The 15006-nt window shown below is 60.5% G+C and carries 9 protein-coding genes; 5 read left to right on the forward strand and 4 right to left on the reverse strand.

The window, feature by feature from the left end:
* Positions 1-3 precede the first annotated feature (3 nt).
* From ACRC4F_RS10075 to ACRC4F_RS10090, 4 genes are all read right to left on the reverse strand, one after another.
* Positions 4-1413, reverse strand: a complete 1410-nt coding sequence (locus tag ACRC4F_RS10075; protein ID WP_438659176.1) for a DUF1254 domain-containing protein — start codon at positions 1411-1413, stop codon at positions 4-6.
* Positions 1414-1438: 25 nt separating this feature from the next.
* Entirely contained in the window at positions 1439-2890 is a 1452-nt protein-coding gene (locus tag ACRC4F_RS10080; protein WP_438659177.1) for a DUF1254 domain-containing protein, read from the reverse strand.
* 10 nt (positions 2891-2900) lie between these two features.
* Positions 2901-3692, reverse strand: a complete 792-nt coding sequence (locus tag ACRC4F_RS10085) for a hypothetical protein (RefSeq protein ID WP_438659178.1) — start codon at positions 3690-3692, stop codon at positions 2901-2903.
* A gap of 337 nt (positions 3693-4029) precedes the next feature.
* The gene (locus tag ACRC4F_RS10090) at positions 4030-4455 is read right to left on the reverse strand and encodes a YciI family protein (protein WP_438659179.1); all 426 of its coding nucleotides are present in this window, start codon (positions 4453-4455) and stop codon (positions 4030-4032) included.
* Between the two features lie 339 nt (positions 4456-4794).
* On the opposite strand from ACRC4F_RS10090, the gene tpx reads away from it, so the two are divergent.
* From tpx to ACRC4F_RS10115, 5 genes are all read left to right on the forward strand, one after another.
* Positions 4795-5295: a thiol peroxidase gene (gene tpx, locus ACRC4F_RS10095; protein ID WP_438659180.1), complete on the forward strand. Its 501-nt coding sequence runs from the start codon at positions 4795-4797 to the stop codon at positions 5293-5295.
* A 444-nt stretch (positions 5296-5739) separates the two neighbouring features.
* Positions 5740-7056, forward strand: coding sequence for an MdtA/MuxA family multidrug efflux RND transporter periplasmic adaptor subunit (locus ACRC4F_RS10100; protein ID WP_438659181.1), 1317 nt, complete (start codon positions 5740-5742; stop codon positions 7054-7056).
* On the forward strand, positions 7053-10157 hold the full coding sequence (locus ACRC4F_RS10105; protein ID WP_438659182.1) for an MdtB/MuxB family multidrug efflux RND transporter permease subunit: 3105 nt from the start codon (positions 7053-7055) through the stop codon (positions 10155-10157). The genes ACRC4F_RS10100 and ACRC4F_RS10105 overlap by 4 nt, the downstream gene beginning before the upstream one ends.
* Positions 10154-13261 carry an efflux RND transporter permease subunit gene (locus tag ACRC4F_RS10110; protein ID WP_438659183.1) on the forward strand — a complete coding sequence of 1036 codons (3108 nt, stop codon included), beginning with the start codon at positions 10154-10156 and terminating at the stop codon, positions 13259-13261. The genes ACRC4F_RS10105 and ACRC4F_RS10110 overlap by 4 nt, the downstream gene beginning before the upstream one ends.
* Positions 13258-14739, forward strand: a complete 1482-nt coding sequence (locus ACRC4F_RS10115) for an efflux transporter outer membrane subunit (RefSeq protein WP_438659184.1) — start codon at positions 13258-13260, stop codon at positions 14737-14739. The genes ACRC4F_RS10110 and ACRC4F_RS10115 overlap by 4 nt, the downstream gene beginning before the upstream one ends.
* The last annotated feature ends 267 nt before the right edge of the window (positions 14740-15006 follow it).

Below are 15006 nucleotides of genomic sequence, written 5' to 3' on the forward strand. Positions count from 1 at the left end.
GGGTCACTCCGACTGCTTTGGTGGATTTACGGGCGTTAGCAGCGGCATTTTCCACTGGCCGCTGGCGACTTCCGGTTTTGGCAGGTAGAGGCGCAACACCCCATAGAACGGGCCTTCAGGCGCGGGCAGCCAGTTGCTCTGCAAGGCCTTTTCCGGTGCCTTGTTTTGCACATAAAGGGTCAGGCCCCCGTCGGCATCGAGCTTGAGATCGGGCAGCATCCGCGAGTTGATCAGGTAGCGATTGAGCGGGTTGGCCACCAGCAGTTTGTTCCTGCCGTCGTACATCGTCAGCGACCAGAACGCATCGGCCGGGGGCAGGGCGCCTTTGTCGAAATGCAGGGTGTAATTGCGTTTCGAAGCGTCGACTGGCTGGTTGTCCTTGTCGACGAAATAGCCGATGTAGTTCGCCTCTTCGGCCGAGTTGCCGAAAATCCCCATGTTGGCGCCGGCGTAGCGGTACAGGTAATTGCCCTTGAGGTGATCGCGTGTGCCGAAGAGGTCGCCGCTGCTGACCTCATGGGTATCGACCTTGTCTTTTTTGAACTGGGCGAATTCGGCTTTTGCATCGCGGATTCCGTCTTCAAGTGCCTGACGCTGTTCCGAGGTGAGTTCGTGCAGCTTGAAAGGCTTGCCGGCTTCGATGCCGATTGTCTTGAAGCGCGCGAGCAGGTCCTTTTCCGCGTCTTGCGCCGGAGCGAAGGCCAGCATGAAGTTCAGGTAGCGGAACAGGTCAGGGGTGTCGCTCATGGTCGGTGTCGGTTTCGGCCAGGAGATCTTCGGCGCTTTTGGCGGGGCCTTCTGTTTGACGTAGTGGCTCAGCGTTTCGACCTTGTAGCCTTTCTGGATCTTCTTGACCTTGGCCAGGTCCTTTTCATCGAACAGCTGCGTGCGATACAGGGCGTAGGCGATGTTGGTTTCGCTGCGCAGCAGACGGTCGATGTTCACCGGTTGCTGACCTTGCCAGTCGGGGCCGGCGATCATGAAATGCCCGCCGTTGTTGCCCGTGCTGCGGGTGCCCAGGTACGCGAAATTCTGCGTATAGGCGTCGATCAATTGCACGGAGTAATAACGGTGCTCGTCGATGCGCGGCAAGGTCAGCACCACCGGTTCGGCGCGCAGGTCCATCCAGACAAACGAATAAGGCGTGTCCGCGTTGGGTGTGACGAACGCGGTGTCCTTGGCCGTGAAGGCTTTGGCGGTGTTGCCGATCCGGTTGAACGGCGCCTTGAAGTTCGCGCTCTTTTTGTCCACGGCCTGGGTGTAGAGGGTTTTGTACATTTCCACCACCGGGAAGCCGTACAGATACGCCTCCCTGGCGATGCCGCGGGCTTCTTCGGGTGTGGCGGTGAAGTCGGCCCACGCGCTGGTGCTCAGGGTGAGGGAGAGAGCGGTGAGCAACAGACGATTATTCATAAAACTTCCTTCTTAATCCTGGGCGTCATTCCACGGCCGTGATGTCGTCGAGTTTCCAGCTTTTGTCGAAATAGGCTTCGGTGGGCGCGTACAGGCGGAAATAGCTGAACCAGTGTTTGCCCGGCACGGTTTGCACCCAGTTGTTCTCAAAGCCTGCGGGCGCGGTCGGGCCGAAGTACAAGTCCACGGAACCGTCGGGATTTTTCTTCAGGTCCTGACGGGACGACAGGTCGGCCTTGCGCTGCGGGTTGTCGATCAGGCAGCGGTTGTCGATGTCGTACACCGTCATCGACCAGAACTGCTTGGCCGGCGGGTTGGCGCCGACGTGCAGGCGATAGCTTTTGCCGCCGTCGAGCCAGTTGCCTTTGGCGTCGGTGTAGGCACCGAGGTAGGTCTGGCCCAGCCCCGGGGTTTTGGAAACCATGCCTTTGGTGTTGGTGACTGCTTCATAGAACCAGGCACTGCGTTCCCACAATTGGTCGTAATAAGCGACGCGCTGCGACGGCTCTGCGATGTTGAGTACCGTGTCCCATTGCCGGTCCTTCCAGTACTGGGCATCCGGGAAACGCTTGGCGAAGGTGTTGGCCTTGGCGATCAGTTCGCCGACTTGTGCGCCTTGCTCCAGTGCCTTGCGCTGGTTGTCGTTGGGGTTGAAGGGTTTGTCCTTCTCGATGCCAAGGCTGGCGAGCATGGCCATGTAGAAACGATCACGTTCGTTGACCGGCTCTTTCTGGATGATCTGGTGCAAGCGCTCCCAGTAGGCCAGGCCACGCGGCTGAGTGCCGGACCAGGCTTTGCCGTCGGGGGAGAGCAGTCTGGTTTTGGCCGGCGTGGTGCGTTGGGCGTACGGGTACATCTTGAACTGCTCGACCAACGCCTTGCCTTTGGCCGGGTCCGGATCCAGCACACGAAACCCCACCAGCACGTTCATGGTTTCCGATTTGGCCAGGTAATACTTGCCCGCATCGGCCGGAGGCTCGGCGCCGGGTGGCAGGACCAGGTATTTGCCACCCTTGCCTTTGTCGGGGCCGGTCTGGCCCATGTCGATGATCGAGCGTTGCCAGAAATCACCGACGCCGCCCGCTGTGGGGCCGGGCGGCAGTTCGATCACCAGCGGACCGGTTTCATTCAGGTCGACGAAGCCAAGGATGTACGGTGTGGTCGCATTGGCAGTGATGACGCCCAGCTTGTCTTCGTAACTGTCGAGTACCATCAGGTCGCCGTTCCGGGCGCCGAGTTTGTCACGAAACTCCTCCTGCCACTGGGCGTAGGACACAAGCGGCAATGCCCACAGATAACTTTGGGTCGCTTGTTGGAAATCCAGTTCGGCATAGAGCTTGGGGATCGAATCATGGGCCGGCAGCTCGCCTTCCATCGCAATCTTGCCGATCCGCGTCTCAACGTCCTGTGCGCCAACACCGCAACTGACGAACATGGTCATCAGGCTATAGCCGGCTATGCGCAGTACACCGTGCATACGAAAATCCTTATTTACCGAACGTGACATTGAGCCCGGCGAACAGCGTGAACTGCGGCAGGCCATCGCCTTTGCGCTCTACGGTCCACTGCGGTTCGATGAAGGCGTTGAGGATATTGCTCCCGGATTTCCAGACCTTGCCGCCACCCAGGCCGAGCGGGATGTAATGGGTGTCGTTCTTCAGGTCGAAGGTCCAGATAGCGGTCGAGCGCAGGTACCAGCCCTTGTCCAGGTTATGAATGATGAAGGGCTGCAGCGTCGCGGTTTCGACATGGTCTCGGTCATGGTCGCCGGCAAAGGAGCTTTGATACTGCACCAGTGCACCGAGCAGACCGCGTGGCGAAGCATCAATCGCCACGGCGGCGAGGCCGGCTTGCCATTTACCGGTCCCCAGTTCGTCCTGATCGGCGGTGGGGGCGGTGATTAGCGGGCCGATGCCCAGCTGTACTCCGTCGGTCTTGAGCAAGAAGATATCGAAGACGTTCAGATCACCTTCACCGGTGCTGTAGCCGCCGTTCGGGTCCGGGCGGGTGCTGATAGGCGCGGTGGCGCGCAGCAATTGCGGCACACCGATGAAGTCGCCGGGGGCAATCGGCAGCGTGCCGCGCATCAGCAGATCGTTGGTGTGTGCATTGGTGTCGTAAAGCCTGGGCGTGTAGTAGTCCTGAAGGTTGGCACCGGGTGCCAGGTTCAGCGGGTTGTTACTTTTGTTCGCCGTATCGGCGTTGTCCGCCTGGGCACAAACGACAGGCGCAAACCATGCCGCCAACAACACGGCGCGTGTTCCTGCTTTTATCGACATGACTCCCCCGTTCCTTCGTGGCTCATTGGACGACTCGGCACTTGGCGGCCGTTACTGCGTAAGCTCTTTCCTATCAAGCCTGTAGGACACGTCTGTTGAAGTTAGCAGCTAACGTCGGGTTCGCCAGTCGAAGGAGGGGATCAGTGGGTTTTTGTACAAGTTTTCGGTGTTTATGTGTGTACTAAAAAGTTAATACGAATCAGGGGTTTGGGACGAAAGGCGTGAAGATCAAAAGATCGCAGCCTCGTTTCACTCGACAGCTCCTACAGTTGGAACGCGATTCCTGTAGGAGCTATCGAGTGAAACGAGGCTGCGACTTTTGACCTTATGAACATATTCAGCGATTTTTCATCTGCTCACGTATCCGCTCTTCCTGCTCGCGCAGTTGCGGGGTGAACTCCTCGCCGAAATCTTCCGCCCCATATATAGGGCGAATCTCAATCTCCGCGTCGGTACCCGGCATCGGATTGGGGCAGCGCTTGACCCACTCGATCGCTTCCTCTTTCGACTTGACCTCCCAAATCCAGTAACCGGCGATCAGCTCTTTGGTTTCAGCGAACGGGCCGTCGATGACCGTGCGTTTTTCGCCCGAGAAACGCACCCGCGCACCTTTGCTGCTCGGTTGCAGCCCGTCGCAGTCGATGAGGATGCCGGCCTTGGTCAGTTGTTCGTTGTAATTGCCCATCGCGGTCATCAGTTCCTCGGTGGGCATCACACCGGCCTCGGAGTCCGGGCTGGCTTTCACAATGATCATCAATCGCATGGTCTTGTCTCCGCTGGATTGTGGGTGATTCGAGTGTTAGTCGAATGGCCGAGTCATGAATCGACAGGCGATGGGTGAAATGTAGCGACGATGGCTGCCTTTCGTCATGAACGCCGGGTGGAGGCTGGGGAGGGCGGTACGCTGTATATCTTCTGCACCCATCGGACCCTGTGGGAGCAGGCTCACTCCCACAGGTTTTTGTGTCGTTTGGGAGAGTTGTATCCAATTCAGGGGGGCGACACTTCACAATTTGTATCCGGGCATAGGTCGTCGGACCATTTCGTGGTTAACTTCGGCCTCTTCAAAATTCTCCACAACAACGTCAGAAGGACTCCGTTCATGGCTCAAGTCACTCTTAAAGGCTCCCCGGTTCAAGTCAACGGCCAACTGCCACAAGCCGGTTCCAAGGCGCCAGCCTTTTCCCTGGTTGCCGGCAATCTGTCCGACGTGACCCTGGCGAACTTCGCCGGCAAGCGCAAAGTGCTGAACATCTTCCCAAGCGTCGACACCCCGACCTGCGCGACTTCGGTACGCAAGTTCAACGCCCAGGCCAACGACATCGCCAACACCGTGGTGCTGTGCATCTCCGCTGACCTGCCGTTTGCTCAAGCACGCTTCTGCGGCGCCGAAGGCCTGGACAACGTACAGAACCTGTCGACCCTGCGCGGTGCCGAGTTCATCGAGAACTACGGCGTCGCCATCGCTGACGGCCCACTTAAAGGCCTGACTGCCCGTGCCGTCGTGGTACTGGACGAAAACGACAACGTTCTGCACAGCGAACTGGTCAAGGAAATCGCTGAAGAGCCGAACTACGAAGCGGCACTTGCCGTTCTGAAATAAGTAAAGCATTACAATTGTTAACGGCCTGAGGGGGCGTTCTCAGTTAATTTCCCCGCCGCGTTGTCGCCTTAAAGCGGGCCAGGCAAGGCGCAGGCCGCTGGGAATGGTTGTTCCCTTTCCAAGGCCTGCAACGCAGGCTGGCCCGCTTTAAGGCACAACCCGAAGGGCCGGGCCTGCTGTTGTGCAGGGCTGCGTTGCTCGAAGGTTATTTGGAATGACCAAACCACGCTTCTCGCGCCTTGCCCTGCACAACAGCAGACCCGGCGCGGCGGGGTAATTAACTGAGAACGCCCCCTCTGTCCAGGCCGTTTTCATTTGTGCTTCAGTGTCTTAGACAAACCTCCTGTTACGTAAGCCGAAGGTAAATTGCCGGTAAAGGCGCTTTGCTTAATACCCACCAGTGCTTATCGTTCAGCCTCCTGTAGAAAGAAGTTCACGCGCCCAATGGTTGATCATTCCATGCAATCCTCCACTTCCCGTCATCCTCGTCGCTGGCTGTTCGGCCTGCTTGTCCTGTTGGTCATCGCTGGCCTGTGCTGGAAATTCTGGCCCGCCGGCACTGCCCAGAAGGACGGCGCTGCGCCGAAAGCCGTGGCCGGGCACACCGGCAAGTCGGGCGGAATGCGTCCGGGCTTCGGCGGGGCGACCGGGCCGATCCCGGTGCGCGTAGCGCCGGCGGTCAAGGGTGATTTCCCGCTGTACTACAAGGCGCTGGGCACTGTCACCGCTCTGAACACCATCAATGTGCGCAGCCGGGTTGGCGGCGAACTGATGAAGATCTCTTTCGAAGAAGGGCAGATGGTCAAGGCCGGCGACCTGCTGGCTGAAATCGACCCGCGTCCTTACCAGAACGCCTTGCTCCAGGCCGAAGGCACGCTGCTGCAGAACCAGGCACAGTTGAAAAACGCTCAGGTCGATGTCGAGCGTTATCGCGGTCTGTTCAAGGAAGACAGCATCGCCAAGCAAACCCTGGACACCGCCGAAGCGCTGGTCGGGCAGTACCAGGGCACGGTCAAGACCAATCAGGCGGCGGTCAACGACGCCAAGCTCAATCTCGAATTCACCAGGATCCGCGCGCCGATTGCCGGCCGTGTGGGCCTGCGGCAGCTGGACGTCGGCAACCTGGTGGCGGCCAACGACACCACGGCGTTGGCGATCATCACCCAGACCCAGCCGATCAGCGTGGCCTTTACCTTGCCGGAAAACAGTCTCGACGTCGTGCTGGCGCGCTACCGGACCGGCGCCAAACTGCCCGCCGAAGCCTGGGACCGTGGTGACACCAAGTTGCAGGCTACCGGCGTATTGCAGAGCCTGGACAACCAGATCGACGTCACCACCGGCACCCTGAAATTCAAGGCGCGGTACGAGAACCGTGATCAATCGCTGTTCCCCAACCAGTTCGTCAACGTGCACCTGCTGGCCGACACCCTCAAAGACGTGGTGCTCGCACCTTCGGCGGCGATTCAGTTCGGCACCAATGGCACCTTCGTCTACGCCCTGGACGGCGACAAGAAAGTCAAGATCCGTCAGTTGAAAGTCGGCGCCAGCGACGGTGAAAACACCGTGGTCACCGAAGGCCTGGCCCCCGGGGATCGTGTGGTCCTGGAGGGCACCGACCGCCTGAAGGAAGGCAGCGAAGTGGAAGTGGTCAACGACACCAAGGACGTACCGACCACCCCGACCGGCCACCTGCAAGGCAAATCGGCGGCCAGCTCGACTGAGCCGGCCACCGCCGACAAGGCGAAAAAGGGCGGCGCATGAACATCTCGCGGCTGTTCATCCTTCGCCCGGTCGCCACCACGCTGAGCATGCTGGCCATTATCCTGGCCGGCGTGATCGCCTATCGGTTGCTGCCGGTGTCAGCATTGCCTCAGGTCGATTACCCGACCATTCGCGTCATGACGCTGTATCCCGGCGCCAGCCCTGATGTCATGACCAGTGCCGTGACTGCGCCGCTGGAGCGTCAGTTCGGGCAGATGCCCGGCCTGACCCAGATGGCGTCGACCAGCTCCGGCGGCGCTTCGGTGCTGACCCTGCGTTTCAGCCTCGACATCAACATGGACGTCGCCGAGCAGCAGGTTCAGGCCGCGATCAATGCCGCGACCAATCTGCTGCCCAAGGACCTGCCGGCGCCGCCGGTGTACAACAAGGTCAACCCGGCGGACACCCCGGTGTTGACCCTGGCCATCACCTCCAAAACCATGCTGTTGCCCAAGCTCAATGACCTGGTCGACACACGCATGGCGCAGAAAATCGCCCAGATCAGCGGCGTCGGCATGGTCAGCATCGCCGGCGGCCAGCGTCAGGCGGTGCGGATCAAGGTCAATCCCGAAGCCCTGGCGGCCAATGGCTTGAACCTGTCGGATGTGCGCACCCTGATCGGCGCATCAAACGTCAACCAGCCGAAAGGCAACTTCGACGGCCCGACCCGGGTGTCGATGCTCGATGCCAACGATCAACTGACCTCGCCCAAAGACTACGCCAACCTGATCCTGGCCTACGCCAACGGCGCACCATTGCGCCTCAAGGATGTGGCGGAGATTGTCGACGGCGCCGAGAACGAACGCCTGGCAGCGTGGGCCAATGAAAACCAGGCGGTGCTGCTGAATATTCAGCGTCAGCCCGGGGCCAACGTCATCGAAGTGGTCGACCGGATCAAGGCCTTGCTGCCGAGCATCACCGACAACCTGCCGGCCGGCCTCGACGTCACGGTCCTCACCGACCGCACCCAGACCATCCGCGCCTCCGTTACCGACGTGCAACACGAATTGCTGATCGCCATTGCGCTGGTGGTGATGGTCACGTTCCTGTTCCTGCGTCGCGCCAGTGCCACGATCATTCCGTCGGTGGCTGTGCCGTTGTCGCTGATCGGCACCTTTGGCGTGATGTACCTCGCCGGGTTCTCGGTCAACAACCTGACCCTGATGGCCCTGACCATCGCCACCGGTTTCGTGGTGGACGATGCGATCGTGATGCTGGAGAACATTTCCCGGTTTATCGAAGAAGGGGACAGTCCCCTCAATGCCGCGCTCAAGGGCGCCAAGCAGATCGGCTTCACCCTGATTTCCCTGACCCTGTCGTTGATCGCAGTACTGATTCCGCTGCTGTTCATGGCCGACGTGGTGGGGCGCTTGTTCCGCGAATTCGCCATCACCCTGGCGGTGGCGATCCTGATTTCCCTGGTCGTATCGCTGACCCTGACGCCGATGATGTGCGCACGGTTGCTCAAGCGTGAACCCAAGGAAGAAGAACAGGGCCGGTTCTATCGCGCCAGTGGCGCAACAATTGATTGGATGATCGCGGCTTACGGACGCAAGTTAACGTGGGTTCTCAAGCATCAACCGCTGACATTGCTCGTGGCCATCGGCACCTTGGCGTTGACGGTGTTCCTGTACATGGTCGTGCCCAAGGGCTTTTTTCCGGTGCAGGACACGGGGGTTATCCAGGGCATTTCCGAGGCGCCGCAGTCGATTTCCTTTGCGGCGATGAGCGAGCGTCAGCAGGAACTGGCCAAGGTGATCCTGGCCGATCCGGCGGTGGAAAGCCTGTCGTCCTATATCGGTGTCGACGGTGACAACTCGACACTGAACAGCGGTCGCCTGCTGATCAACCTTAAGTCCCACAGCAACCGCGACCTGAGCGCCACCGAGGTGATCGCCCGTCTGCAACCGGAACTGGACAAGCTGGTGGGCATTCGCCTGTTCATGCAGCCGGTGCAGGACCTGACCATCGAAGATCGCGTCAGCCGCACGCAATACCAGTTCAGCATGTCGTCGCCGGATTCCGAGTTGCTCAGCCTGTGGAGCGGTCGTCTGGTAGACGCACTGGTGCAACGTCCGGAATTGACCGACGTCGCCAGCGATCTGCAGGACAAGGGCTTACAGGTTTATCTGGTGATCGACCGCGATGCCGCGTCGCGGGTTGGCGTGTCTGTGTCGAACATCACCGATGCGCTATACGACGCTTTCGGCCAGCGGCAGATTTCGACCATTTACACCCAGGCCAGCCAGTACCGCGTGGTGTTGCAATCGCAGTCCGGGGAGAAGATCGGTCCGGATGCGTTGAACCAGATTCACGTCAAGACCACCGACGGCGGGCAAGTGCGCCTGTCCAGCCTGGCGCACATCGAGGAGCGTCAGGCACAACTGGCGATCACCCACATCGGCCAGTTCCCGGCGGTGATGATGTCGTTCAACCTGGCGCCCGGCGTGGCGCTGGGGCATGCGGTGGAAATCATCGATCAGGTGCAGAAAGACATCGGCATGCCGATCGGCGTGCAGACCCAGTTCCAGGGCGCCGCCGAAGCGTTCCAGGCCTCGTTGTCGAGCACCTTGCTGCTGATTCTGGCGGCGGTGGTGACCATGTACATCGTGCTTGGCGTGCTCTACGAGAGTTACATCCATCCGATCACCATTCTCTCGACCTTGCCCTCGGCAGCGGTCGGCGCCTTGCTTGCCTTGCTGTTGAGCGGCAATGACCTGGGGATGATCGCGATCATCGGCATCATTTTGCTGATCGGCATCGTGAAAAAGAACGCGATCATGATGATCGACTTCGCCCTCGACGCTGAACGCAACCAGGGCATGGACCCGGAAACAGCGATCTATCAGGCGGCGTTGCTACGCTTCAGACCGATTCTGATGACCACGCTGGCCGCCTTGTTTGGTGCAGTGCCGTTGATGCTGGCCACCGGCTCCGGTGCGGAATTGCGCCAGCCACTGGGCCTGGTGATGGTCGGCGGTTTGCTGGTGAGCCAGGTGCTGACGCTGTTCACCACGCCGGTGATTTACCTGTATTTCGACCGTCTCGGTCGGCGCTGGGGCCGCAAGTCTGAAGCCGCGGAAGCGGTCGAGCAGCCATGAACCTGTCCGGACCTTTCATCAAGCGCCCGGTCGCAACGATGCTGCTGAGCCTGGCGATCATGCTGCTGGGCGGCGTGAGCTTCGGCCTGCTGCCGGTGTCGCCGTTGCCGCAGATGGATTTCCCGGTGATTGTGGTCCAGGCCAGTCTGCCCGGCGCCAGCCCTGAAGTGATGGCCTCGACCGTGGCCACGCCGCTGGAGCGCTCGTTCGGCGCCATCGCCGGCGTCAACACCATGAGCAGCCGTTCCAGCCAGGGCTCGACCCGGGTGATTTTGCAGTTCGACCTGGACCGCGACATCAACGGCGCTGCCCGGGAAGTGCAAGCGGCGATCAACGCCTCGCGCAACCTGCTGCCGAGCGGGATGCGCAGCATGCCGACCTACAAGAAGGTCAACCCGTCCCAGGCGCCGATCATGGTGCTGTCGCTGACCTCCGACGTGCTGGAAAAAGGCCAGCTCTACGACTTGGCCTCAACGATCCTGTCCCAGAGCCTGTCCCAGGTGCAGGGCGTCGGCGAAGTGCAGATCGGCGGCAGCTCCTTGCCGGCGGTGCGCATCGAGCTCGAGCCCCAGGCGCTCAACCAGTACGGCGTGGCCCTGGACGATGTGCGCAACACCATCGCCAACGCCAACGTGCGCCGGCCAAAAGGCTCGGTCGAAGACGGTCAGCGGCTGTGGCAGGTCCAGGCCAACGATCAACTGGAAAAAGCCAAGGATTACGAGTCGCTGATCATCCACTACGCGGACGGCGCTGCGTTGCGCCTGAAGGATGTGGCCAAGGTCAGCGATGGCGTCGAGGACCGCTACAACAGCGGCTTCTTCAACAATGATGCGGCGGTGCTGCTGGTGATCAACCGCCAGGCCGGTGCCAACATTATCGAGACGGTCAACGAAATCAAGGCGCAGCTGCCGGCGTTGCAGGCGGTGCTGCCGGCCAGCGTCAAGCTGAACCTGGCGATGGACCGTTCTCCGGTGATCAAGGCCACGCTGCATGAAGCGGAGATGACCCTGCTGATCGCCGTGGCGCTGGTGATTCTGGTGGTGTTCCTGTTTCTCGGTAACTTCCGCGCCTCGCTGATTCCGACGCTGGCGGTGCCGGTGTCGCTGGTCGGCACGTTTGCGGTGATGTACCTCTACGGGTTCTCCCTCAACAATCTGTCGCTGATGGCGCTGATCCTGGCCACCGGGCTGGTGGTGGACGACGCCATCGTGGTGCTGGAGAACATTTCCCGGCACATCGATGAGGGCGTGCCGCCGATGAAGGCCGCCTACCTGGGGGCTGAGGAAGTCGGCTTTACCTTGCTGTCAATGAACGTCTCGCTGGTGGCGGTGTTCCTGTCGATCCTGTTCATGGGCGGGATTGTCGAAAGCCTGTTCCGCGAGTTTTCCATCACCTTGGCGGCGTCCATCGTGGTGTCGCTGGTGGTCTCGCTGACGCTGACACCGATGCTCTGCGCCCGCTGGCTGAAGCCGCATACGCCGGGCCAGGAGAACCGCTTGCAGCGCTGGAGCCAGCGGGCCAATGAGTGGATGGTCGGCAAATACGCCACCAGCCTGGATTGGGTATTACGTCACCGCCGATTGACCTTGCTCAGCTTGATCGTGACGGTCGGCGTTAACATTGCGCTGTATGTTGTTGTTCCTAAAACATTTATGCCGCAGCAGGACACCGGTCAACTGATCGGTTTTGTGCGGGGCGACGACGGTCTGTCGTTCAGTGTCATGCAGCCGAAAATGGAAATCTTCCGCCGCGCAGTGCTCAAGGATGAAGCCGTGGAAAGCGTCGCCGGTTTCATTGGTGGCACAAACGGTACCAACAACGCCTTCATGCTGGTGCGCTTGAAGCCGATCAAGGAACGCAATATATCCGCACAGAAAGTCATCGAGCGCCTGCGCAAGGAGATGCCCAAGGTCGCTGGCGCGCAGTTGATGCTGATGGCGGATCAGGACCTGCAATTCGGCGGCGGCCGCGAACAGACCACGTCGCAGTATTCCTACATCCTGCAAAGCGGCGACCTCGGTGATTTGCGCGAGTGGTACCCCAAAGTCGTCACCGCGTTGAAAGCCTTGCCGGAGCTGACGGCTATCGATGCCCGTGAAGGTCGGGGCGCACAACAGGTGACCCTGATCGTCGATCGCGATCAGGCCAAGCGCCTGGGGGTCGACATGGACATGGTGACCTCGGTGCTGAACAACGCCTACAGCCAGCGGCAGATTTCGACGATTTACGACAGTCTCAACCAGTATCAAGTGGTGATGGAGGTCAACCCGAAATACGCCCAGGACCCGATCACCCTCAAGCAGGTGCAGGTGATTACCGCAGACGGCGCGCGAATTCCGCTGTCGACCATTGCGCATTACGAAAACAGTCTGGAAGACGACCGGGTCAGCCATGAGGGCCAGTTCGCCTCCGAGAGCCTGTCTTTCGACATGGCCGACGGGGTCACGGTGGAGCAGGGCACGGCGGCGATCGAGCGGGCCATCGCCAAGGTCGGACTGCCGGAAAGCGTGATTGCGAAAATGGCCGGCACCGCCGATGCCTTCGCCGCCACGCAGAAGAGCCAGCCGTGGATGATTCTCGGCGCGCTGGTGGCGGTGTATCTGGTGTTGGGTGTGCTGTATGAAAGCTACATCCATCCGTTGACCATTCTCTCGACGTTGCCGTCGGCCGGCGTTGGTGCGCTGCTGTCGATCTATGCGCTGGGCGGTGAGTTCAGCCTGATTTCCTTGCTCGGGTTATTCCTGCTGATCGGCGTGGTGAAGAAAAACGCCATTCTGATGATCGACCTGGCGCTGCAACTGGAGCGCCATCAGGGCCTGGAACCGCTGGAGTCGATTCGCAGCGCCTGCCTGCAACGTCTGCGGCCGATTCTGATGACCACCCTGGCGGCCATCCTGGGCGCGTTGCCGTTGTTGCTGAGCCGCGCCGAAGGTGCGGAAATGCGTCAGCCGCTGGGCCTGACCATCATCGGCGGATTGATCTTCAGCCAGGTGCTGACCCTTTACACCACCCCGGTGGTTTACCTCTATCTCGACAAACTGCGCCATCGCTTCAACAAATGGCGTGGAGTGCGTACCGATGCTGCTCTGGAAACTCCGCTATGACTGACCGTTCGCTTATCAATCTGGCCACTCCGCTGGCTGCGGCCCGGGGCTCGCGTTTGCTGAGCCTGGCGCTGTGCGTGGCGATGCTCAGCGCTTGCGCTGTCGGCCCGGACTACCAGCGCCCGCCAGCCGCCGCGCCGGTGCAATACAAGGAAGCCGCCGGTTGGCGTCAGGCCAGCCCGAGCGATTCCCTGGCCCGTGGCGCCTGGTGGGAGTTGTATGGCGATCAGCAGCTCAATGGCCTGATCGAGAAACTCAACAGTTCCAACCAGACCGTCGCCCAGTCCGAAGCCCAGTACCGCCAAGCCCAAGCCTTGGTACGCAGCGCCCGGGGCGCGTTTTTTCCGACGGTGGATCTGACCGTCGGGAAAAACCGCTCCAGCCAAGGCACCGGCAGCAGCAGTTCGAGCCTGACCAGTTCCTCCAGCGGCATTCGCGACACCTACACTGCGCAGGCCGGTGTCAGTTGGGAAGCGGACATTTGGGGCAAGTTGCGCCGAGGCCTGGAAGCCGACACCGCCAACGCCGAGGCCAGTTATGCCGATCTGGCGGCGATGCGCTTGAGCCAACAATCAGAACTGGTGCAGAACTACCTGCAATTGCGGGTGATCGACGAACAGAAGCGCCTGCTGGAAGCGACCGTCGAGGCCTATCAGCGCTCGCTTAAAATGACCGAAAACCAGTACCGCGCCGGGGTCTCGGGCAAGGACGCGGTGGCCCAGGCCCAGACGCAGCTCAAAAGCACCCAGGCGGACATGGTCGACCTGATCTGGCAGCGCGCCCAGTTCGAGAACGCCATCGCCGTGCTGATCGGGCTGCCGCCCGCCGAATTCAGCCTGGCTGAAACCAAGGACATTCCGGCGTTGCCCGAAATACCGCTGGGTCTGCCGTCGCAGTTGCTTGAACGTCGCCCGGACATCGCTTCCGCCGAGCGTTCGGTGATGGCGGCCAACGCCAACATCGGCGTGGCCAAGGCAGCGTATTATCCAGACCTGACCCTGAGCCTGAACGGTGGTTACAGCAGCAGCACCTATGCCAACTGGATCAGCGTGCCGAACCGCTTCTGGTCGGTTGGGCCGCAACTGGCCATGACCCTGTTCGATGGCGGGCAGCGTTCTGCCGAGGTTGATCGCAGTGAAGCGGCCTACGACGAAACCGTGGCCAAGTACCGCCAGACCGTGCTCGATGGTTTCCGCGAGGTGGAAAACTATCTGGTGCAGCTCAAAGTGCTGGAAGACGAAGCCGGCGTGCGCCAGGAAGCACTGGATGCGGCACGCGAATCCCTTCGGTTGACGCAAAACCAATACAAGGCCGGGGTGATTGCTTACCTGGGTGTGGTGGTGGTCCAGGCCACCGCGTTGAATAACGAACGCAGCGTGTTGAGCCTGTTGCAGAGCCGGTTGATTGCCAGTGTGCAGCTGATTGCGGCACTGGGCGGTGGCTGGGACGGCGCACTTCAAGTGAGCGAAAACAAATAGCGCAACCTTGTGGCGAGGGAGCTTGCTCCCGTTCGGCTGCGCAGCAGACGCAAACCGGCTGACGCATTCTTACTGACTGAACACGTCTTCGCCTATTTGGGACGGCTTCGCCATCCAGCGGGAGCAAGCTCCCTCGCCACAGGGGCGCCAACTTGAGTCTTTGCAGTGATCAAACAAGCGTTTCATCGGTTTGATGGCCATCTGATTACTTTTGTCAGTGCGTTCTTTTGCGCAATCAGTACAATCGCCGAATTTGCCCTCCCGAGA

This window comes from Pseudomonas sp. (assembly GCF_051660785.1).
In the GTDB taxonomy this organism is placed as follows: domain Bacteria; phylum Pseudomonadota; class Gammaproteobacteria; order Pseudomonadales; family Pseudomonadaceae; genus Aquipseudomonas.

Excerpts from the sequence above, each read along its gene's own strand:
- ACRC4F_RS10085 (WP_438659178.1), bottom strand. The coding sequence starts at position 3,692 with ATGTCGATAAAAGCAGGAACACGCGCCGTGTTGTTGGCGGCATGGTTT.
- ACRC4F_RS10090 (WP_438659179.1), bottom strand. The coding sequence starts at position 4,455 with ATGCGATTGATGATCATTGTGAAAGCCAGCCCGGACTCCGAGGCCGGT.
- ACRC4F_RS10110 (WP_438659183.1), top strand. The coding sequence starts at position 10,154 with ATGAACCTGTCCGGACCTTTCATCAAGCGCCCGGTCGCAACGATGCTG.
- tpx (WP_438659180.1), top strand. The coding sequence starts at position 4,795 with ATGGCTCAAGTCACTCTTAAAGGCTCCCCGGTTCAAGTCAACGGCCAA.
- ACRC4F_RS10075 (WP_438659176.1), bottom strand. The coding sequence starts at position 1,413 with ATGAATAATCGTCTGTTGCTCACCGCTCTCTCCCTCACCCTGAGCACC.
- ACRC4F_RS10115 (WP_438659184.1), top strand. The coding sequence starts at position 13,258 with ATGACTGACCGTTCGCTTATCAATCTGGCCACTCCGCTGGCTGCGGCC.
- ACRC4F_RS10100 (WP_438659181.1), top strand. The coding sequence starts at position 5,740 with ATGGTTGATCATTCCATGCAATCCTCCACTTCCCGTCATCCTCGTCGC.
- ACRC4F_RS10105 (WP_438659182.1), top strand. The coding sequence starts at position 7,053 with ATGAACATCTCGCGGCTGTTCATCCTTCGCCCGGTCGCCACCACGCTG.
- ACRC4F_RS10080 (WP_438659177.1), bottom strand. The coding sequence starts at position 2,890 with ATGCACGGTGTACTGCGCATAGCCGGCTATAGCCTGATGACCATGTTC.